The organism is Actinoplanes sichuanensis (assembly GCF_033097365.1).
GTDB lineage: Bacteria > Actinomycetota > Actinomycetes > Mycobacteriales > Micromonosporaceae > Actinoplanes > Actinoplanes sichuanensis.
This window is the reverse complement of the sequence record NZ_AP028461.1, coordinates 5,944,449-5,963,568: the sequence shown is the minus strand read 5'-3', so window position 1 is coordinate 5,963,568 and position 19,120 is coordinate 5,944,449. Positions and strand designations below refer to the sequence as shown.

The following is a 19,120-nucleotide window of genomic DNA, read 5'->3' as shown; positions in this document are numbered from 1 at the left end:
TACTGGCTCGGGTCCTGATAGCCTTCCGCCCCGTGAAGATCGACAGAGCTGCGGCGTCCCGGGTCTGGCACGGCGTGCTCGCCCTGATCGTGTTCGCGTCGCTGATCACCCAGATCACGCTGACCGCGACCCGTGGCGGGGAACCCGCCGTCACCCGGTTCGAGCGGCTGTTCAGCTACTTCACCATTCAGAGCAACCTGCTGCTGCTCGCCGCGATCGCCGCACTGACCGTGAACCCGCACCGGGACGGCCGGCTGTGGCGGATCGTCCGCCTCGACGCGCTGCTCGGGATCGTGATCACCGGCATCGTCTACAGCACGATCCTGGCCGGTCAGAGCAACCCGCAGGGCGCCGCCTGGTGGGCCGACCTCGGTTTCCACTACATCGCCCCGTGGACGGCCCTGGCCGGCTGGCTGTTCTTCGGCCCCCACCGGCGGATCGACGCCCGAACCCTGGCGTGGGCGTCGGTCTGGCCCCTCCTGTGGATCACGTGGACACTGGCCCACGGCGCGGCCACCGACTGGTACCCGTACCCGTTCACCGACGTCTCCCGCTGGGGTTACCCCGCGGTGCTGATCAACCTCGGCGTGGTGGTGCTGATCGCGGTGCTGCTCGGCGCCGCGCTGCGCCTCCTCGACACCCGACTGCCCGGCGGATCGCCGGCCGCACCCGAGGCGCCGGCCGCCGTCGTGGCAATCTCGGGTTCCGCCGCGGAGTCCGAGACTCCCCGCGTCACCTGACGGTTCCGCCGATGGCCTCTCCTTGTGTTTCCAGGATCCGTATTCGGCGGCGGTAGGCCTATGTGATCCATACCTGTTCCTTCGGCTCAGGTGTGAGGCGGTGTTTCGTGCGGAGATCGGCTCAGGGTTGCCAGGCGGTGACCACGTCGTCCGGCGTCCAGGCGACGTCGACGGCGCCGTCCGGTAGGTCGGTGCCGGACCGGCTGACGGCGATCAACCCGGTTCGGTCGGGGTCGAAGCCTGGGACCTGGGCCGCGCCGTTCTGGAGTTGGCGCAGGTCGTGGGTGTCGAACGGCTTGCCGAGCCATTTCAGTGACCCGCAGAAGTGGATCCGGGAGGCGACGGGCGCGGTGTCGGCGCCGACCAGGTCGATCTCGGGATTGAACTGGCGATTCCACCAGCCGCCGACGACCTGAGTCTCCGGCCAGGGCAGGGCGCCGATGATCGCGGCCTGTTCCAGCGAGGTGCGGATCAGGGGTTCGACCGCTCGGCCGCGCCAACTGGTCCAGCGGTTGGTGAACAGGGTGTAGCCGGCGTCGGGTCGGCCGCGTCGAGCCAGGTTGTGGACGTCGCGAAAGATGGCGAGGTACAGGCGGAGGTTGGTGTCGGTGACTCGGTAGAGGGTGGGTTTGCCGCCGCTGGTCGACAGTGGCTGGTCGGCCGCCAGGACCTGCTTGTCCTCGGTGAGTTGCCTCAGTAACGGAGACAGTGTGCCGGAGGGCACCTGTCCACCCCGACCGCCGGCGGTACTGGCGATGTTGGCGAAGGCGCGGGTATCGCCGCCGACTGCTTCCAGGACGCGGCGGGCGACGTCCGGGTTCGGGAATTCCGAGGCGAGGGATTGTTCGGGTACGGCGAACAGCGGTGAGGCCGGGTCGGCACATTCGACACGGAGGTGGTCGTCGGCGCTCGTTCCGGTCGGCCAGCGCAACAGAGTACCGGGTAGACCGCCGGTGATCAGGTGCGCGTCGATGGCGTCGGACCCGGTCAACCCGGTCGCCGTGGCCGTTTCGGCGAGGTTGAGGGGGCCGAGCACGAGGTTGTCAGCGCGGCCGTAGAAGGGGCGGTCGTAGGCGGTGAGGCGCTGCATCATGTGCAGGTCGCTGCCGAGGAGCAGCAGGAGAACCGGGCGGCGGGACAGAAGCCGGTCCCACACGACTTGCAGTTGCCCGTCGAAGGTGTCGTCCTGCTCGGTGAGCCAGGGTATTTCGTCGAGCACGACGATGCAGGGTCGATCCGGAAGCGAACCGGCGAGGATCCGCAGCATGTCGCTCCAGCCGCCGGGAGGTGCGCTGGTCGGCAGCAGTGCGTGGTCGTTCGGGAGGTCGGAATCGGCCAGCGCGCTGAGGAACTGGTTGGTCGATTCGGTGATGGAGGCGCCTTTGACCGCGGTGAAGTAGAGGTACGGCAGGCCGGAGCGATCACAGAGTTCCTGAACCAGGCGGGACTTACCGACTTGGCGACGGCCTCGGATGGCGACGGAGAGTCCTGTGCCATTGCGGGAGATGTGATCGAGCCGCCGCGTCAGGAGGGATAGTTCAGTACGCCTGCCGACGAACACGGCCACCTCCTCGTGGTAGATCGAGTCTAGGTAGATTGAATCTACATCGCTGCTGGAATCCGGGCCCGCCCTAACGTCGAGTGCTGTCGGCCGTCGTCTGCCGTGATCTCGGCGGCTACGGGAATGGGTAGGGGTTGCGTCCAGGTCCGCGTACCGCCGCAGCCGCGGCCTCGGCGATCTCGGAGGCGAGCCCGGCCAGTAGGTAGACGCGGCCGGTCGCGTGACCCCGCGCTGCCAGCAGCCCGGTGCGTGTCAGCGTCTGGATGTCGCGAATGGCCTGGTCGCGGCTGAGGCTTTCGTCTTGCTGGTAGGTGGTGCGCCTGAGTTCGCCGACCGCGGCCGCGTAGAGGGCGGACACGGTGCGCTCGGCCAACCCTCGTTCTTCGGCCAGCCGTGCAAGATCATTCCATAGGCGTACGGTCCACTCGTACCGTCGTTGCACGCGTTGTGCCTGGCGATGATGTGCGGCGAAGGCGAACTTGAGCCAGGGGCGGGCATCTCGTTCGGGTTGGAAGCTTCCGCCCTGCACAGCGCGGAGGGCTTCGTAGTAGTGGAGGGTGTTGGTTTGTTCGCCGAGCCATTCCTCGATGGAGGAGAATTCCGGGGCCAATTCTCCGGCACGGGCCATGATCAGAGTGTGCAGCGCGCGAGCGGTTCGGCCGTTGCCGTCGCGCCACGGATGGATCGCCACGAGGTTGAGATGGGCCATCGCTGCACGAGCGTATGCCGACGCGTCGAGATCCCCGTCACGGAGCCACTCGATCAGTTCGTGCATCAGCGCGGGAACCGACTCGGCATCAGGCCCGGTGTACATGGGTTCCAGGGGATCGGAGCTTGACACGAAGATTCCGCCGACCCGGTATCGGCCGGGCCACTTCGCCGGCTGATACCGGGTGATCATGAAATGCACGGTGGAGAGAAGCGTCTCCGAATAGTCGAAGAAGTCCATGTGCGGTGTTTGCTGGACGTAGGCCATGGCGTCTCGGTAGCCGATGACCGCCTGTTGCGTGTTGTCGTCTGCCGCCGCCGACATCGGGGCATGTTCAACGAGTGCCCGTGCGTCGGTGCTGCTGATGGTGATGTTCTCGATGGTGTTGGAGCCTTGGACGGCGGCCGCGAAAAGGCTTCGCCGCAACTGTCCTTCCCAGCGAGGCTTCGATCGAAGATGCGCCCGCAACTCGTTGCGCATGACGTCCAGTTCGTCGAGAACCTGCTGATCCGCGGAGTCCATCGGCGGCACCACGTACAGCATGCTCCCATGCTACAAGGCAGGTAGCATTGAAGTGGTTTTCGATCCTCGCGGGGTTTGGCCGGAGTGCTCGGTTTGGTGCCCCGGACGGACGTCTCCCGATGGGGTTACCCGGCGGTGCTGATCAATCTGGGCGTGGTGGTGCTCGACGCTGCGCTGCTCCTCCTCGACACCCGACTGCCCGCGGTATCGTCGGCCCCGCCCGACGCGACGGCTGCCGTCGCGCCGAGGCCGGGGTCCGTGCCCACCGCGACGCGTGGTGACGGCTTCCCCGGGTTCGGTGCTCAAGAGGGCGTCTGCGCTGTGCACGCCGCTGTGGCGGGGGCGCAGACGGTCAGAAGGCTCGGGATGACGACGCGCTTGCGAACGCCGTCGTACTCATAGGCGACCTCGACGCCGGTGCGATTCGAGACCCCGGCCGCGACGACCTCGTAGCCGATCTGAACTTCGACGGACATGTCGTCGTCGCCGTTGGTGGCGCGAACGACGAATCCCTCCGGCGTGACGGCGCCGACGGCGAACGACTCCGTGGGCGGGAAACCCATGAGGTACTCGAACCAGCCGACCTCGGCATTCGCCGGCAGCATGTCGGGGATGACACGGATACGGGTGCCGACTACTCGCAGGGCCGGGCCGTCGTCCATCAGCGGTGTGATCGAGACGATCGTCAGGGGAGAGGTGGCGGCGCCGGACAACTCGAGGTGGATCAGGCCATCGGTGAAGACGGTTCCGACAACCATCGCCGTGTGCCAGCCGTACGCGCCGCCGCCTATGAGGTGTCGGAAAGTTGAGGGGGCCGAGCACGAGGTTGTCCGCGCGGCCGTAGAAGGGGCGGTGTTGATCTGGAATTCGCGCCGCGCCCGCCGAAACCCCGTCAGGAGTCGCCGGACACGACAGCCTTCTCCACCGCGTCGGGCATGTCCAGTTTGGTGCGCAGTTGCACTGGCTTGAGCAGAACCGCGGCGAGCACGCCGAGCAGCGCGACGCCGGCCGAGATGGCGAAGACGACCCCTGTCGCCTCCCCGTAGGCGACGGCCAAGGCTTTCCCGTCGGCGGTGTGGCCGGCGACCTGCCGGGCCAGGATCGCGCCGAGCACGGCGACGCCGACCGTGCCGCCCAGGGAGCGGAAGAAGGCGACGGTGGCGCTGGCGGCGCCGATGTCGGACAGCGGGACGGCGTTCTGGACGACCAGGACGAAGTTCTGCAGGGTCATGCCGACTCCGGCGCCGATCAGCACCATCGCGGCACCGATGGTGATCAACGGGGTGGTCGCACCGACGAATCCGAGGATGGCGAAGCCGGCGGTCAGGCTGATCGAACCGGCGACCAGGAACGGCTTGATCCGGCCGTGCCGGCTGATCGAATTTCCGGCGACGATCGAGGCGATCAGGATGCCGGCCATCATCGGGATGGTCAGCAGGCCGGCCTCGGTCGGTGTGTGCCCGCGGCTGACCTGGAAATACTGGGTGAGGAAGACGGCCGCGCCGTACATGGCGGTGCCGGCGGCGAGGCTGCCGAGGATCGACAGCGCGGTGGCGCGCCGGCGCAGGATCCGGGGTGGCACGACCGGTTCGGCGGCTCGCGTCTCCACCCACGCGGCCAGGACCAGCAGGATCAGGGCGCCACCGGCCATGGCGGCGGTCTGCCAGGACGCCCAGGCGAAGCTGTCACCGACGAACGACACCCAGATCAGCAGCAGGCTGACGCCACCGGTGATCAGCGTGGCACCCCAGTAGTCGATTCTCACGTCGTCGCGGCGCAGCACCGGCAGGCGCAGGGTGAGCTGCAGCAGCACCAGCGCGAGCAACGCGAACGGAACTCCGAGGAAGAAGCACCATCGCCAGCCCAGCCACGACGTGTCGACGATCAAGCCGCCGACCAGTGGCCCGCCGATCGTGGAGACCGCCGTGACACTCGACTGGTAGCCGGCGTACCGGCCCCGTTCCCGCGGTGGGATCATCGCGCCGATCGCGATCTGCACCAGCGGCTGCAGTCCGCCGACACCGATGCCCTGGACCGCCCGGGCGGCGATGAGCTGCCCGCCGTCCTGGGCGAACCCGGCGGCCATCGACCCGGCGACGAAGACCAGTGCGGCGAGCTGGATCAGGGTCTTCTTGTCGTAGAGGTCGGCGAGTTTGCCCCAGATCGGGGTGGCGGCGGTGGCGGCGAGCAGCGTCGCGGTCACCACCCACGTGTATTGGGTGGGCGTGCCGTCCAGCTCGGCCAGCATGCGCGGCAGCGCGGTCGAGACGACCGTGCTGGCCAGCGTGGACACGAACAGGGCGAGCAGCAGCCCGGTCAGGGACCGCAGGATCTGCCGGCGGCCGGGCGCGGCGGTGTCGCTCATGGCTTCTCCGCGGGGGCGATCTCGAGGACGGCGCCTTCGGCGGCCAGATAAAGGGCCTGCGGTCCGGCGGCGAGGCCGGCGAACGCTGCGGGGATGCCGGGCACACCGTGGGCGAACAGCGATGATTCGGTACGGGCATTCGTGCTCACCGGCACGTCGAAGGCGGTCACGCGTTGCGCTGACTCCAGATCCACGACACACACGCGCCCCTGGCCCGTCTCGACGACGAACAGGTGCTCCCCATGGATCGCCAGGCCTTGTGGGGCGTCCAGGCCCTCCACGATCACCCCGTGCCCGACACGGTGGACGGTCCCGTGTTCCTCGTCGCTGACGTAGCAGGATCCGTCGGCGTCGAAGGCCACCGCGGCCGGCCGACCGAACCCGTCGGCGAGCACGCTCACGGTGTCGTCCTCGTCGATGGCGACGACCCGCCCGGCACCGGCCTCGGCCACGACCACCGTCGCGTCCGGGCCGACCGCGACACCCAGCGGCTGATCGAGCCCGGTCACCCGGGACCGGGTCTCCCGAGTGACCCGGTCGTAGCTGCGGACCTGACCGTACTGGGAGGTCAGGTGCAGCCGGTCGCCGTCGGCGGCGATGCCGTGCACGAACGTCGACAGCTCGACGCCGTCGTCTGCGGCGAATCCGTAGTGATCGGCGACGTGTACCCGGCCGCCGAGGTCGACGGTCACCCCGTACGGCCCGGTCAGCCCGCGCGGCACCACGTCGCGGGTGCGGCCGTCGGGTCGTACCTCGGTGATGCCGCCGGTGGCGTAGCTGGACACGAACAGGCGGTTCTCGTCGTCGCAAGCCGCGTTGTCCATACCGACGATCCCGGTGGTCAGGGTGGTCCGGCGGCCGCCGTCGAGGCGGGTGATCGTGCCGGCCGCGTCGCGTGACAGGACCAGCAGCGCGCCGCCACGGTCGAACCGGACGGCGACCGGCCCGGGCAACTGATCGGCGACGAGTTCCGGGGCGCCGCCGTCCAGCCCGATCCGGTGGACCTCGCCGGTGAGCATGTGCGGGTAGTAGAGGTATCCGTCGGGACCGAGCTGCATCGCGTTGCCCATGGCCAGCTCGTCGGTGAGTGTCCGCCGGGTGGCGCCGAGCTCGAGCAGCCGGCCGGCGGGGACCATCTCGTTGACGAACAGCCGGTCACCGGCGAAGGTGATGCCGTTCGGTGCCCGGAGCTCGTCGGCGGCCAGTTCGAGGGTGCCGTCCGCAGCGCGCCGCCATACCCGGCCGGGGACGAGATCGGTGATGTACATCGAGCCGTCCGGCCCGAATGCCAGATCGTCGGGGGACTCGATCGGGCCGCCCGGCGCCACGATCACCTCGACGTCACCGGTGGCCAGGTCGACTGCGCTGATCTGCCCGGCGAGGAACTGGGCCACGTGGAGGCGGCCGTCCGGCCCGAACGCCACCCCGTTCGAGCCGCGCAGCGGACTGGGTGAGGTCGTCCGCCGTACCGAGAAGGAAAGGGTCACCGCAGGACCTCGTCCATGCCGCCCTCGTCGCGCCAGCGGCGCAGCAGGTCGTGGAAGACCACCGGTCCCGGCCCGAACGAGTTGTTGACCTCCCGAGGTCTGCCCTCGTTGTTGTAGTAGCCGGGGGTGCATGCGGCCTGGAACCGGTAGTTGTCCGGCGCGGTCTCGCGGATGACGGCGGCCCACGCCTGTTCGGCCTCGGCCGTCGGCTCGATCCAGCGGGCGCCCCGCTTGCCGGCCTCGGCGACGACCGCGGCGATGTGGCCGGCCTGCTCCTGGAGCACGTGCACGAAATTGACCGACGCGGCGTTCTGCAGCGACCCGAGGTGGAACAGATTGGGGAAGCCGTGGCTGTAGAAGCCGTGCAGGGTCCGTGGCCCGCGCGCCCAGTGGTGTAGCAGCGGCAGGCCGCCGCGGCCGTGCACCGGCAGGGTGCCGGAGACGACGCCGGAGACGCCGACTTCGAAGCCGGTGGCGAAGACGACGCAGTCGACCTCGTATTCGATGTCGCCGACGACGACACCCGTGGCGGTCATCCGGGTGATGCCGCCGAAGTCGGCGGTGTCGACCAGGGTGACGTTGGGGCGGTTGAAGGTCTGCAGGTAGAGGTCGCTGAATCCGGGCCGCTTGCACATGTACCGGTACCAGGGTTTGAGCAGTGCGGCGACGGCCGGATCGGTGACCACCTCGTCGACGCGGGCCCGGATCTCGTCCATCTTGCGGAAGTCGGCGATCTCGTCGAGGTACTCGCGATCCCCGGCGCTGAGTGACTGGTCGACCGTGCCGGTGAGCATCTGCCGCTGCAGGCGTGCCGTGCTGGTCCAGCCGTCGTCGATCAGGTCGGCATCGGCATGCCCGCCGGTGACGATCGTCAGGAAGTTGTCCATCCGTTCCTGCTGCCAACCCGGCTGCAACGTCGCCGCCCAGGCCGGATCGGTGCGACGGTTGCCGCGCACGTCCACCGACGACGGCGTGCGCTGGAAGACGTACAGCTGCTCGGCTGACGCGGCGAGGTGCGGGATCACCTGGATGCCGGTGGCGCCCGTGCCGACGACGCCGACCCGCTTGCCGGCGAGCCTGTGCAGGTCGCCGTTCTGATCGCCGCCGGTGTAGCCGTAGTCCCAGCGGCTGGTGTGGAAAGTATGCCCGCGGAACTGCTCGATGCCGGGGATGCCGGGGAGCTTCGGACTCGTGAGGGTGCCGGAGGAGGCCACCACGTAGCGGGCCCGGAACCGGTCGCCGCGGTCGGTGCTCACCAGCCATTCGCCGGCTGTCTCGTCCCAGGTCAGGTCGGTGACCCGGGTGTGGAACATCGTGTCGTCGTAGAGGGAGAACCGGTTCGCGATGGCGACACAGTGCTGCCGGATCTCCTCGCCGGGCGCGTACCGCCACTGCGGGACGTAACCGACCTCCTCCAGCAGTGGCATGTAGACGGTGGCGTCGATGTCGCAGTGGATGCCGGGGTACCGGTTCCAGTACCAGGTGCCGCCGAAGTCGCCGGCCTCGTCGATCATCCGGATGCCGTCCAGGCCGGCCTGGCGTAGGCGGGCGCCGGTGAGCAGGCCGCCGAAGCCGCCACCGATCACGGCGACCTCGACCCGGTCGGTCTTCGGCTGCCGCTCGGTGAACGGCGTGTACGGATCCTTCGCGTAGTAGCCGTACTCACCGGCCGCTCGCCGGTACTGGCCGGCGCCGTCCGGCCGGATACGGCGGTCCCGTTCGAGCCGGTAGCGAGCACGCAGTGCTTCGAGTTCCTCGGGACGGTAGCGGTGGGGATTGGGCATGATCGGGCCTTTCATGGTGGTTCGATCGGCCCGGTCAGCCAACCCACTCGTACAATTTAAGGCAACTGATTGACTTAAAATGTGGTCCACGGCACGCGGTGTCCTTCGTGGACCTGTCGCGGCTCGACCGGAGGTGTGGCATGGCCGTCGTGGAGACGATGCGAACCGGTCGCGAGGCCCGACTGCTGGTGGTCGCGCCGGATGCGGACGTTCGCGGCTCGCTGAGTGTCCAGCTGAGCGTGGCCGGCTATCTGGTCACCTCGGCCGCCACCGGCAGTGCAGCCCTGCAGCTGATCGATCAGCATCAGGTGGACCTGATCGTGGTCGACGTCGCGATCCCCGACCTGATGGCGCTGGCCCAGGACCGTCCCACCTTCGCCGAGCGGCCGCCGGTGCTCTGCGTGACCGCCTGCGAGTTCCTCGGCACACTGATCCCGGTTCTCGGCGTCGAGGTGGAGGACTACGTCACCAAGCCGTTGCGCAGCGCCGAGCTGCTTGCCCGTGTCCAGGTGCTGCTGCGCGACCGCAGCCCGCGGCCTGCCGTGCTCGAGCACCACGATCTGCGACTCGACGAGATCGCCTGTCAGGTATGGCGCGGAGGTCGGCCGCTGGAGTTGACCGCCGCCGAGTATCGGCTGCTGCGCCACTTGATGCTCAACCCCGGACGGGTGCTGTCCAAAGATCAGCTGGCCTGGCAGGTGTGGAGCGAGTCGCGCGGCGACAACGCCATCGAGCGGCTGCTGTCCCGGCTACGGCAGAAGGTCGACGCGACCCCGCCGGCGCTGCTGCGCACCCACCGCGGATTCGGTTACTCGCTCGGCGCAGGTGTGTGAGGTGCCCGGTACAGGCCCTCGACCGCATCGATCAGGTCGGTCCGCGCCGCCGGCCAGTCCGGGGCGGCGGTCCGTTCGAGCTGCGCGCAGAAGTGCACGATCAGCGTGCGGGCCATGTCGTCGCGCCGCAGCCGAACCGGCGGCGGTAGCTCCGGCAGGCACCGATGCAGGCTGTCGATGACCGTGTGCAACATCGGCGCCTGTTCGAGCTGCGCGCCCGCGAGCTCGCGCAGCTGTGGATCGGTCATCAACTGCGCTGCGAACCGGGCGTACCAGCTGGGGTTTCCCAGCGCGGTGAGGTGGTCGGTGAACGGGCGCACCACGCACGTCACCCAGTCGCGTAGCTCGGTGCTGCCCTGATAGCGGCCCAGCAGGTCCTTGCGGATCGCCTCCATCGCCGACGCGTGCCGGTCGACGACCGCGCGCACCAGCTCCTGCTTGCCGCCGAAGTGGTAGCTGACCGCGGTGTTGTTGCCCAGCCCGGCCGTCTCACTGATCTGCCGGTTCGACACGGAGACGACGCCGCGTTCGGCGAAGAGCCGCTCTGCCGTGGACAGGATCGTGGTGCGGGTCTGCTCCACCTGTTCAGCGCGCATCCGGCGGCTGGTCATCACATCGCTCCTGACCGTGAGTGAAGGCCAGGATAGACCCGGCCTCCGAAGTGACCTGGGTCACGTCAGTGTCCTGTCAGGTTCGTGTCCGGGTCGCGTCAAGCGCACCTGCTTGCATGGGATTCATGCCTGACGCCCCTTATTACCCCATGCAGCGGGAATCCCGATGCCCGTTCGCCCCCGCCCCCGAGGTCCGCGACATGCCCCCGGTCGGCCAGGTGCGCATCTGGGACGGCAGCACCCCCTGGTTCATCACCCGGCACGCCGACCAGCGGGCGCTGCTCAACGACCCGCGGCTGAGCATCGACGAGAAGAAGCCCGGCTACCCGCACATGACCCGCAGCCGGGCCGCGTCGGCGCCGCACCACCCGCCGCTGATCACCAACACCGACCCGCCCGAACACACCCGGCTGCGGCGTACGGTCAACGCGCCCTTCATGGTCAAACGGGTCGAGGCGCTGCGCCCGCGCATCCAGCAGGTGCTCGACGGCCTGATCGACGACCTGCTCGCCGGCCCGAAACCGGCCGACCTGGTGAAACAGTTGGGCCTGCCGGTGCCCACCCTGGTGATCACCGAGATCCTCGGGGCCCCGTATGAGGACCACGAGTTCTTCCAGGCCGCCAGCCGCCAGGCGATCAGCCACGAGACCGACCCCGACGACGGCGCGCAGGCGACCCAGGGCCTCGGGGAGTACCTGGCCGGGCTGCTGATGACGAAGATGGAGCAGCCGGGCGACGATGTGCTGTCCGAGATGGGTGGCCGGGTCAAGGCGGGCGAGATGACGTTCGCCGAGGCCGTCACGATGGGCGCCGCGATCCTGATCGCCGGGCACGAGACCAGCGCCAGCATGATCTCGCTGGGCACCCTCGCCCTGCTGCGCGAGCCCGAGCAGCTCGCCCTGCTGCGCGACAACAGCGACGACCCGAAGTTCGTCGCGAACGCGGTCGAGGAACTGCTGCGCTACCTGACGATCGTGCACTCCGGGATCCGGCGCATCGCGGTCGAGGACATCGCACTGCACGACACCGTCATCAAGGCCGGCGACGGGGTCGTGTTCGAGCTGGCCGGCGCCAACTACGACCCGGCGGAGTTCCCGGAACCCGACCGGCTCGACCTGACCCGGCCGGCCCGTTCCCACCACGCGTTCGGTTACGGCGCCCACCAGTGCCTCGGCCAATCCCTGGCCCGCGTCGAACTGCAGGTCGTCTACTCCACCCTCTACCGCCGCATTCCCACCCTGGCCCTGGCGGTGCCGTTCGAGGAGGTCGAGTTCGCCATGGAAGGCGTCGCCTACGGCCTCAAAGCACTCCCGATCACCTGGTGAAAGGAACGACGACGATGCGAGTGGAGTTCGACGAGCCCAAATGCGTCGCGGCCGGGCAATGCGCCATGGTCGCGCCCGAGGTGTTCGACCAGCGCGACGACGACGGCGTGGCGATCGTCCTCGACGACAGCCCCGGCGAGGACCAACACGAGGCGGTGCGCGAAGCCGCGGCGGTCTGCCCGGCGGCCGCCATCCGACTGGTCGAGGCGTGAACCGGATCGTCGTCGTCGGTGCCTCGGCTGCCGGCCTGGCCACGGTGGAGACGCTGCGCCGGGAAGGCTTCACCGGCACGATCACCCTGATCGGCGAGGAGCTCGACGCACCGTACGATCGACCGCCGCTGTCCAAGCAGATCCTCGCCTCGCAGTGGGAAGCCGACCGGATCGCCTTGCGAACCGCTGAGCAGCTCCACGCGCTCGCCCTGGACCTGCGACTGGGAGTGCGGGCGACCGGTCTGGACACGGCCGGGCGGCTGGTCACCCTGAGCGACGGCGTCGGCGTGCCCTACGACGGGCTCGTCGTGGCCACCGGCGTGCGGCCACGACCGCTTCCCGGCGCTTCGGGACATTCCATCCGTACGCTCGACGACGCTCTTGAATTGCGCAAGCGGCTGCGGCCCGGCGCCCGGCTGACCGTCGTCGGCGCCGGATTCCTCGGCGCCGAATGCGCTGCCGTGGCGCGTGGCCTCGGCTGCGAGGTCACCCTGCTCGAACCGGCCCCGGTGCCGCTCGCGCACGCCGTCGGCGAACCGGTCGGCCGGATGCTCGCCGACGTCCACCGCGACCACGGTGTCGACCTGCGCACCGGGGTCATGGTGACCGAGATCGTCGACGGGGGAGTGCGGCTCGGTGACGGCACCCTGGTCGGCGCCGATGAGGTGCTGGTCGCGGCCGGGTCGATCCCGAACACCGACTGGCTCGACGGATCCGGCCTGACCGTCGGTGACGGCGTGGTCTGTGACGAGTTCTGCGCCGCGGCGCCCGGCGTCTACGCGGCGGGGGACGTGGCGCGCTGGCCCAACCCGCTGTTCGGCGTCGACATGCGCATCGAGCACCGCACCAACGCCGCCGAACAGGGCATGGCCGCCGCCCGCAACCTGCTCGGCGCGCGGAAGCCGTTCGCGCCGGTGCCGTACTTCTGGTCCGACCAGTACGACCTCAAGATCCACGCCTACGGCTACCTGCGGGGCCACGACCGCTTCGACGTGGTCGACGGATCCCTCGCCGACCGCCGCTTCCTGGCCGCCTACCACCGCGGGGGCCGTCTGGTCGGCGCGCTCGCCGTGAACATGCCACCCAAGGCCGTCCGTCCGTGGCGGCAGGCCATCGCCTCCGGAGGTTCAGTTGAGTAACGAGATCGTCGTCGTCACCGGGGCCGGCGGCATGGGCACGGCCGTGGCCCGCCGGATCGGCAGCGGCCGCACCCTGCTGCTCGCCGACGCCTTCGTCGAGAATCTCGACCGGGCGGTCGAGGCGTTACGGGCCGAGGGCCATGACGCGCACGGCCACATCACCGACATCGCCGATCAGGGTTCGGTGGCGAAGCTAGCGGAGACGGCGGCGGGATCCGGCCGGGTGGCCGCGGTCGTGCACACCGCCGGAGTCTCGGCCGCGACGTCGACCGTACGCACGATCATGGAAGTCGACCTCGCCGGGACCGCCTATCTGATCGACGCGTTCGAGGCGGTCGCGACCAGCGGCACCGCGGTCGTGTGCGTGGCCAGCATGGCCGGGCACTACGCCCAGCTCAGCCCGGCCGACGAACAGGCCCTCGCCACCGAGCCGGCCGACCGGCTCCTGGAGTCGGACGTGGTCACCGGATTCGACGGGGACCCGGTCGGCGCCTACATCCTCGCCAAACGTGCCAACCAGGTCCGGGTGCAGGCCGCCGCGCTCGCCTACAACCGGCGCGGAGCCCGGATCAACTCGCTCAGTCCCGGGGTCATCGCCACCGCCATGGCCAAGGCGGAGCAGGAGTCGGCCTCCGGCGACCACATGATGGCGATGCTGCAGTCCTGCGGTATCGGCCGTGCCGGCACTCCGGCCGAGATCGCCGAGGCCGTCGCGTTCCTGACCGGGCCCGGCTCGCTGTACGTCACCGGCACCGATCTGCTCATCGACGGTGGTCAGGCGGCGTGGCTGCACCGTCATCGGCCGCGCTAGGCGGGTGGTGAGGACGGCGTACACCGGCGCCATGTCCATCATGTGCGTGGTGTGCTCCTCTTCGCAGCGCCATCAGCGCGAACAGGTCGCCGTCGTCGCGGAGCCGTGCCGCCTCGACGGTCAGCTCTTCGGCGCGACCGTGTTTCGCCAGCAGGCGGCCCATCCCCGTGTACGCGGTGTGGTCGCGGTTCGCGATCGCGTCGCGGACGACGGCCAGAGCCTCGTCGGTGCGGCCCGCCCGTTCCAGCGCACGCGCCAGGCGGCGGCGAAGGTGCCCCCGCTCGGCGGCGACCGCCCGCGCGTAGAACTCGATGGCCTCGTCCGTGCGGCCCAGCCTTTCCAGCAGTTCCCCGAGTGGCCACGGAGCGACTCCCTCAGCGTCGACGGCGATCCGGTAGGCGGTGACGGCCTCCTCGTCACGGCCCTGACCGGACAGGAGTCTGCCCAACTCACCACCCGCTGCGGTGTGGCCCGCAGCGATCGCCGCTCGGTAGACGCCCTCCGCATCTTCCACACGACCGGCGTCCGTCAGCAGATCCGCCAGCCGTGACCAGGCCCCCGGTTCATCGGCGACAACGGCCGAAGTGCAGGTGGCAATCGCGTCGTCGATACGCCCCGCCGCGGCGTACATCCCGGCCAGAGCGCATTGCGGTGCCGGGTGGCCGGCCGCCACGGCCACCCGCCACACCGCATGAGCCTCATCGGCTCGTCCCCACTGGGACAGGCGCTCAGCCAGCCGTTCCTGGTCCTCCCAGTCATCGTCGTCGGCCAACGCCCGCCACAGCGCGACAGCCTCGTCCACCCGTCCGCAATCGGCGAGCGATGCGGCCCGGTCGTATGGATCTTGAGAGACCTCGCTCATGGCGGTCACCCTAGGCTTCCGGCTGCCGGTCAGGGAGCGGTGGTCGTGGGTCAGCGGCTTTCGGCGAAGTACTCGTAGTTGTCGGCGTTGTCGACGGCGTTGCTCGGGCTCGACGCGGCGAGTTGCCTCGCCGCCGTCTGGCCGTATGCGTGGTCGTCGGTGCCGCCGTTGACGGTGAAGTGGCTCGACTCGTGGATCAGTGTTCCGGCCTTCGAGTCGGTACCCGTGGCCGGCGCTGTCCAGAACGCGTTGCAGAGGTAGATGACGTAGGGCTCGTTCGGGTAGACGTAGGCGTAGTAGTCCTCGTTGCTGGTGCAGTCGAGCGTCAGGGCCTTGCTGGTCAGCTCGCTGGTGATTTTGCTGTACGTCGAGGTCACGCGCGTGAACCGCGACGAGCTGTAGGTGCCGAACCAGGTGGTGTAGGCGCCTCCGCCGGACGGGTTCGCGGCGAGCCAGGCCTGGGACTTCTGCGAGTACGTCGCGGCGTTGGTGACGGCCGTCTTCAGCGCGGTCTGCTCACTCGTCGTGCAGCCGCGGAAGGTGATGCTGACCGCGGCGGCGGCGAGTTTCACCTGCGCAGTGGTTGTCGGTGCGAGGCTGGAGGCCTTGCCGGCGCCGCGGATGGCGGCGCTGGTGCGCACGGTGGCGCGACCGGTGTCGACCCGGAGCGCGGCCGGGCGGGCCGCGGTCGCCCCGGTCAGCGTCCGTACCTGGGTCGAGGCCAGAGCGACGGTGAAGGTCCCCGGCCGCGACAGGTCATAGTCGCCCGCCAGGTCCACGGTTGCGGCGTAGGCGCCACCGGCGGGAATGTGTGTGTAGTCGGCGGCGGTCGGCGCCGCGAGCTTCGCCAGTCTGCCGCGATAGGGCACCGGTACGCCGTCTCGGGTCACGGCCAGGACTGCTTTGGACGCGTGTGCTTGCGGCAGGTCTCGGGTGAGAACGTCGACCGCCGACGATGACGTGTTGCGCACCGTGACACGCACGGTGAGGGCGCTGTCGGTCACCTGGCCGATCTGGACGGTCGTGGTGAGGCCGGCGGCCCCGGCGGCGGCTGCCACTGCGCTCGCCCCGGCGGCGGCGCCTGTCGGGATCGCGATCCCGACAGCGAGACACGCTGCCCAGAGCTGACGTCGAGAGATGCGCACGTGGTTTCCCTTCTCGGCCATCGACTCCCAGGGGCGAAGCTCCAGGGGGGTGGGAGCCAGGGGAGTCGAAGCCAAAACATCAACATTTTTCTATTTTTACGATCATCTCCTCGCGTTGACGAACTTCTCTCATCCCTGGTGGGTCATATCGCGGCGGCCAGGTGGCGGAGTGCAGCCGACTCTCCACGACGGACGGTGGAGTTTAGGGTGGGGCATGCGTGCCGCGTCGGGGTCCTTGTTCGGATCGGCTTACGGGGACTGTCTGGGTCGGCCGACCGAGTTTCTCGACTACGGCTCGATCGTGGCCACCTACGGTGTGGCGGGGCCGCAAGAGCTGACCGGCGTTCCGGCCCGCGTCACCGACGACACGCAGATGGCGCTGGCGGTGGGTGAGGCGCTGCTGGAGGTGCAGACGTTCTCCCCGGAAGCGCTGGAGCCGGTGCTGACCCGTCGATTCGTCGAGTGGCTCAAGAGTCCCGACAACACCCGTTCCCCCGGAATGAGCTGTCTGCACGCCTGTGTCGGCCTGGCCGCCGGGTTGCCGTGGTCGGAGGCCACACAGACCGGCTCCAAGGGATGTGGGGCGAACATGCGGGTCACTCCGGTGGGCCTGGTGCCGGGATTGACCGAGGACCAGCGGGCCGGTGTGGCGCAGTTCCAGGCGGCGTTGACCCATGGCCATCCCACCGGGCTGGCGGCGAGCGAGCTCACCGCGTACGCCGTCCATTTCCTGCGGAACGGCCTTCCGCCGGCCGACGTCGTCCCCGCCCTCCGTCAGCGCTGTGCCGAACAGCGCGTCAACTACCGCGGCGAGTGGCTCGGCGAACTCTGGCGGCAACCGGGTGTCTCCAGGCCGGAGACGTTCATCGCGCATGGCTGGGACGAGTGTGCCGACGCCCTTGACCGGGTCTGCCGGGCACTCGAGTCCGGGCGGCACGAGGGCGATCCGTGCCGGGCGACCGGAGCCGGGTGGGTCGCTGAGGAGGCGCTGGCCACCGCGCTCTACTGCTACCTGATATCCCCGGACGAGCCGGTCGCCGTCCTCGGCCGCGCTGCGGCCACGTCCGGCGACTCCGACTCGATCGCGTGTCTGGCGGGCGCCTTCGCCGGTGCGGCCCTCGGCCTGGAGGCCTGGCCCACCGGATGGCAGACCCGGATCGAGTACGCCGAACGCCTGGCCCACATCGGCCGAGCCTGGGACTGACCGCCCACTGAGCCGGCATCCGGATCCGCCGCCGACCGGGCGGTTGCCGAGCCGGACCGCGATCCGTCTCCTCGTCAGGCCGGTGGATCCGCCGGTTCAGGAACGCTGTTCGCGAACGCCGCGGTAGGCTGGTGCGCGATCGAGAGGGGTGGCATGGACGCGGTGCCGGTGTGGCTGCGGGAACGGCGTACCGGGGTGGGGCGTCCAGCCGAGCGGTCCCGAGCCGAGGTGACCGCGGCGGCGATCACCCTGGCCGACCGGGAGGGCCTGCCCGCGGTCTCGATGCGCCGCGTCGCCGCCGAGCTCGGCACCGGCGCGGCATCGCTCTACCGCTACGTCGACAGCCGCGACGATCTGCTCGACCTGATGACCGACGAGGTGGTGGCCGGCTATCGGCTTCCCGAGCCGGGCGGTCCCTGGCTGCCGAGCCTGCTGGAGGTGTGCCGACAGGGGCGCGAGCTGATGTTGCGGCACGGCTGGCTGCCGGAGCTGGTGCTCACCCGGTCCGCTCTCGGACCGCACGGCACCGACCTGCTGGAACACGTCCTCGCGATCCTCGCCGTGCACCCGGCCGACGCGGGCCGCAAGCTGGAGGCGTTCGCGGTGATGAACACGCTCACCGCCGCCCTCGCCCTGACCGAGCTCAACGCGGGGTCGGCCGCCAGGCAGGGCGCATACCTGGAACACGTGATCGCGGCGGGCCGACACTCCCACCTGACAGCGGCACTGACGGGTGGGAGTCTCGTGCCGGCACCGCGATTCGAGGACACGATCTCGCGTGTCCTCGTCGGCCTGCTCGGCGAGTGATCAGGCCTCCGGCGTACGCGATCCGCCGGAAGACGCGACGAGCGCGTCGGCGACCAGGGCGGCATCGGCGTCGGCCAGGTCCGCCGGATACTCCGGCAGCAGATCGTCCCAGACCGGCAGCCACGACCCGAAGAACTGCGCCTGCCCTTCCGGCCGGGCGAAGAACCACAGATGCAGGTGTACGGCTCCGTCGCCGAAGCGATACATGTGGGCGCGCCCGATGTGCGGCAGAGCCTGCATGTGCCGCACGATGCGGGTGCCCAGCAGACCCATCTCGGCCGCCATCTCGTCGGGCAGATCGGCCAGGTCGTAGTGGTCGCGCGGGTAGAGCATCAGGATCAGTGGCACCGCGGCACCGGCGACCCGGTCCAGCCGCCACCGCTCGTTGAACCAGAAACCCGTGTCCCGTTTCCGGCACATGCCGCACTCGGCCGGATCCTCGCCGTGCCGCGGCGCCTCCGGCATCACCGGTGGCCGCAGCGGGGTGACACGCAGACCGTCCTGTTCGAACGGGCTGATCTCCCAGCCGGTCATGCGCGACAGCGGAAGTCGGTCCTCGTCGTCGGTGGCGGCGAGGGCGTGCTGGTAGAACTCGTCCGGAGTCATTGCCATGGCGGCAGAGTAGTCACGTGCTCCGGGTGGATGCCGCCACCCACCCGGAGTCGGGGCGAGACGTCAGACGGCGGCCGGCGTGGCGTCGGCGGCCTTGGCCCGACGCCGAGCGCGGACCACGAACTGGGTCACGCCGACGAGCACCAGCACCCCGCCGACCCCGGCGAGGATGTAACCGCCGGTGACGCCGTGCTCCTTCTGCTCGTCGAAGGAGCGCTCGGTGGTCGTACCCCGTCGGGTCGTCTCGCAGATGTCGCCCTGCTGCATCACCTGGTCACCGCAGGTGACCTTCTCGGTGGAATTGGCGTTGACCAGCCCCAGCGGAATCAGCGCCAGGCCGATGATCAGCGCGGCCCAGCGGTTCTTGGCAATCGTGAAAAGCAGATTCATT

Annotated in this window: 19 protein-coding genes; 8 read left to right on the top strand and 11 right to left on the bottom strand. The window is 69.6% G+C overall.

Annotation, left to right across the window (positions count from 1 at the left end; translation table 11 throughout):
• Positions 1–32 precede the first annotated feature (32 nt).
• Positions 33–740, top strand: a complete 708-nt coding sequence (locus tag Q0Z83_RS27500) for a Pr6Pr family membrane protein (RefSeq protein WP_317796895.1) — start codon at positions 33–35, stop codon at positions 738–740.
• Positions 741–861: 121 nt separating this feature from the next.
• On the opposite strand, the gene Q0Z83_RS27495 is transcribed toward Q0Z83_RS27500, so the two are convergent.
• The 6 genes from Q0Z83_RS27495 to Q0Z83_RS27470 all read right to left on the bottom strand — a co-directional run bounded on the left by Q0Z83_RS27495 (position 862) and on the right by Q0Z83_RS27470 (position 9,168).
• The gene (locus Q0Z83_RS27495; RefSeq protein WP_317796894.1) at positions 862–2,301 is read right to left on the bottom strand and encodes an ATP-binding protein; all 1,440 of its coding nucleotides are present in this window, start codon (positions 2,299–2,301) and stop codon (positions 862–864) included.
• 115 nt (positions 2,302–2,416) lie between these two features.
• Complete coding sequence (locus Q0Z83_RS27490) at positions 2,417–3,553, bottom strand: Fic family protein (RefSeq protein ID WP_317796893.1); 1,137 nt, start codon at positions 3,551–3,553, stop codon at positions 2,417–2,419.
• A 281-nt stretch (positions 3,554–3,834) separates the two neighbouring features.
• Positions 3,835–4,245: a hypothetical protein gene (locus Q0Z83_RS27485; RefSeq protein ID WP_317796892.1), complete on the bottom strand. Its 411-nt coding sequence runs from the start codon at positions 4,243–4,245 to the stop codon at positions 3,835–3,837.
• 179 nt (positions 4,246–4,424) lie between these two features.
• Entirely contained in the window at positions 4,425–5,897 is a 1,473-nt protein-coding gene (locus Q0Z83_RS27480) for an MFS transporter (RefSeq protein WP_317796891.1), read from the bottom strand.
• Complete coding sequence (locus tag Q0Z83_RS27475) at positions 5,894–7,384, bottom strand: hypothetical protein (RefSeq protein WP_317796890.1); 1,491 nt, start codon at positions 7,382–7,384, stop codon at positions 5,894–5,896. Before Q0Z83_RS27475 ends, Q0Z83_RS27480 begins: the two co-directional genes overlap by 4 nt.
• A complete protein-coding gene (locus Q0Z83_RS27470; RefSeq protein WP_317796889.1) occupies positions 7,381–9,168 on the bottom strand; it encodes a flavin-containing monooxygenase in 1,788 nt (595 codons plus the stop codon). The genes Q0Z83_RS27475 and Q0Z83_RS27470 overlap by 4 nt, the downstream gene beginning before the upstream one ends.
• A 140-nt stretch (positions 9,169–9,308) precedes the next feature.
• On the opposite strand from Q0Z83_RS27470, the gene Q0Z83_RS27465 reads away from it, so the two are divergent.
• On the top strand, positions 9,309–10,001 hold the full coding sequence (locus Q0Z83_RS27465) for a response regulator transcription factor (protein WP_317796888.1): 693 nt from the start codon (positions 9,309–9,311) through the stop codon (positions 9,999–10,001).
• Here Q0Z83_RS27465 and Q0Z83_RS27460 read toward each other — a convergent pair.
• Entirely contained in the window at positions 9,977–10,612 is a 636-nt protein-coding gene (locus tag Q0Z83_RS27460; protein ID WP_317796887.1) for a TetR/AcrR family transcriptional regulator, read from the bottom strand. The genes Q0Z83_RS27465 and Q0Z83_RS27460 overlap by 25 nt on opposite strands.
• Positions 10,613–10,737: 125 nt before the next feature.
• Here Q0Z83_RS27460 and Q0Z83_RS27455 point away from each other — a divergent pair, with 125 nt between their 5' ends.
• Genes Q0Z83_RS27455 through Q0Z83_RS27440 form a run of 4 tightly spaced genes read left to right on the top strand, consistent with a single transcriptional unit; the run spans position 10,738 to position 14,099 of the window.
• Complete coding sequence (locus tag Q0Z83_RS27455) at positions 10,738–11,937, top strand: cytochrome P450 (protein ID WP_317796886.1); 1,200 nt, start codon at positions 10,738–10,740, stop codon at positions 11,935–11,937.
• 14 nt (positions 11,938–11,951) lie between these two features.
• The gene (locus tag Q0Z83_RS27450; protein WP_317796885.1) at positions 11,952–12,149 is read left to right on the top strand and encodes a ferredoxin; all 198 of its coding nucleotides are present in this window, start codon (positions 11,952–11,954) and stop codon (positions 12,147–12,149) included.
• A complete protein-coding gene (locus Q0Z83_RS27445) occupies positions 12,146–13,288 on the top strand; it encodes an NAD(P)/FAD-dependent oxidoreductase (RefSeq protein ID WP_317796884.1) in 1,143 nt (380 codons plus the stop codon). The genes Q0Z83_RS27450 and Q0Z83_RS27445 overlap by 4 nt, the downstream gene beginning before the upstream one ends.
• Entirely contained in the window at positions 13,281–14,099 is an 819-nt protein-coding gene (locus tag Q0Z83_RS27440) for an SDR family oxidoreductase (protein ID WP_317796883.1), read from the top strand. The genes Q0Z83_RS27445 and Q0Z83_RS27440 overlap by 8 nt, the downstream gene beginning before the upstream one ends.
• Here Q0Z83_RS27440 and Q0Z83_RS27435 read toward each other — a convergent pair.
• Both Q0Z83_RS27435 and Q0Z83_RS27430 read right to left on the bottom strand, forming a co-directional pair.
• Positions 14,050–14,961 carry a tetratricopeptide repeat protein gene (locus tag Q0Z83_RS27435; protein WP_317796882.1) on the bottom strand — a complete coding sequence of 304 codons (912 nt, stop codon included), beginning with the start codon at positions 14,959–14,961 and terminating at the stop codon, positions 14,050–14,052. The genes Q0Z83_RS27440 and Q0Z83_RS27435 overlap by 50 nt on opposite strands.
• Positions 14,962–15,011: 50 nt before the next feature.
• Complete coding sequence (locus Q0Z83_RS27430; RefSeq protein WP_317796881.1) at positions 15,012–16,106, bottom strand: M35 family metallo-endopeptidase; 1,095 nt, start codon at positions 16,104–16,106, stop codon at positions 15,012–15,014.
• Between the two features lie 214 nt (positions 16,107–16,320).
• Between Q0Z83_RS27430 and Q0Z83_RS27425 the strand changes: the two genes are divergently transcribed.
• Together Q0Z83_RS27425 and Q0Z83_RS27420 are read left to right on the top strand one after the other, a co-directional pair.
• A complete protein-coding gene (locus tag Q0Z83_RS27425) occupies positions 16,321–17,310 on the top strand; it encodes an ADP-ribosylglycohydrolase family protein (protein WP_317796880.1) in 990 nt (329 codons plus the stop codon).
• Between the two features lie 153 nt (positions 17,311–17,463).
• The gene (locus tag Q0Z83_RS27420) at positions 17,464–18,117 is read left to right on the top strand and encodes a TetR/AcrR family transcriptional regulator (RefSeq protein WP_317796879.1); all 654 of its coding nucleotides are present in this window, start codon (positions 17,464–17,466) and stop codon (positions 18,115–18,117) included.
• On the opposite strand, the gene Q0Z83_RS27415 is transcribed toward Q0Z83_RS27420, so the two are convergent.
• Both Q0Z83_RS27415 and Q0Z83_RS27410 read right to left on the bottom strand, forming a co-directional pair.
• Positions 18,118–18,729: a hypothetical protein gene (locus Q0Z83_RS27415; RefSeq protein WP_317796878.1), complete on the bottom strand. Its 612-nt coding sequence runs from the start codon at positions 18,727–18,729 to the stop codon at positions 18,118–18,120.
• Between the two features lie 63 nt (positions 18,730–18,792).
• Positions 18,793–19,119, bottom strand: coding sequence for a hypothetical protein (locus tag Q0Z83_RS27410; RefSeq protein ID WP_317796877.1), 327 nt, complete (start codon positions 19,117–19,119; stop codon positions 18,793–18,795).
• Position 19,120 lies beyond the last annotated feature (1 nt).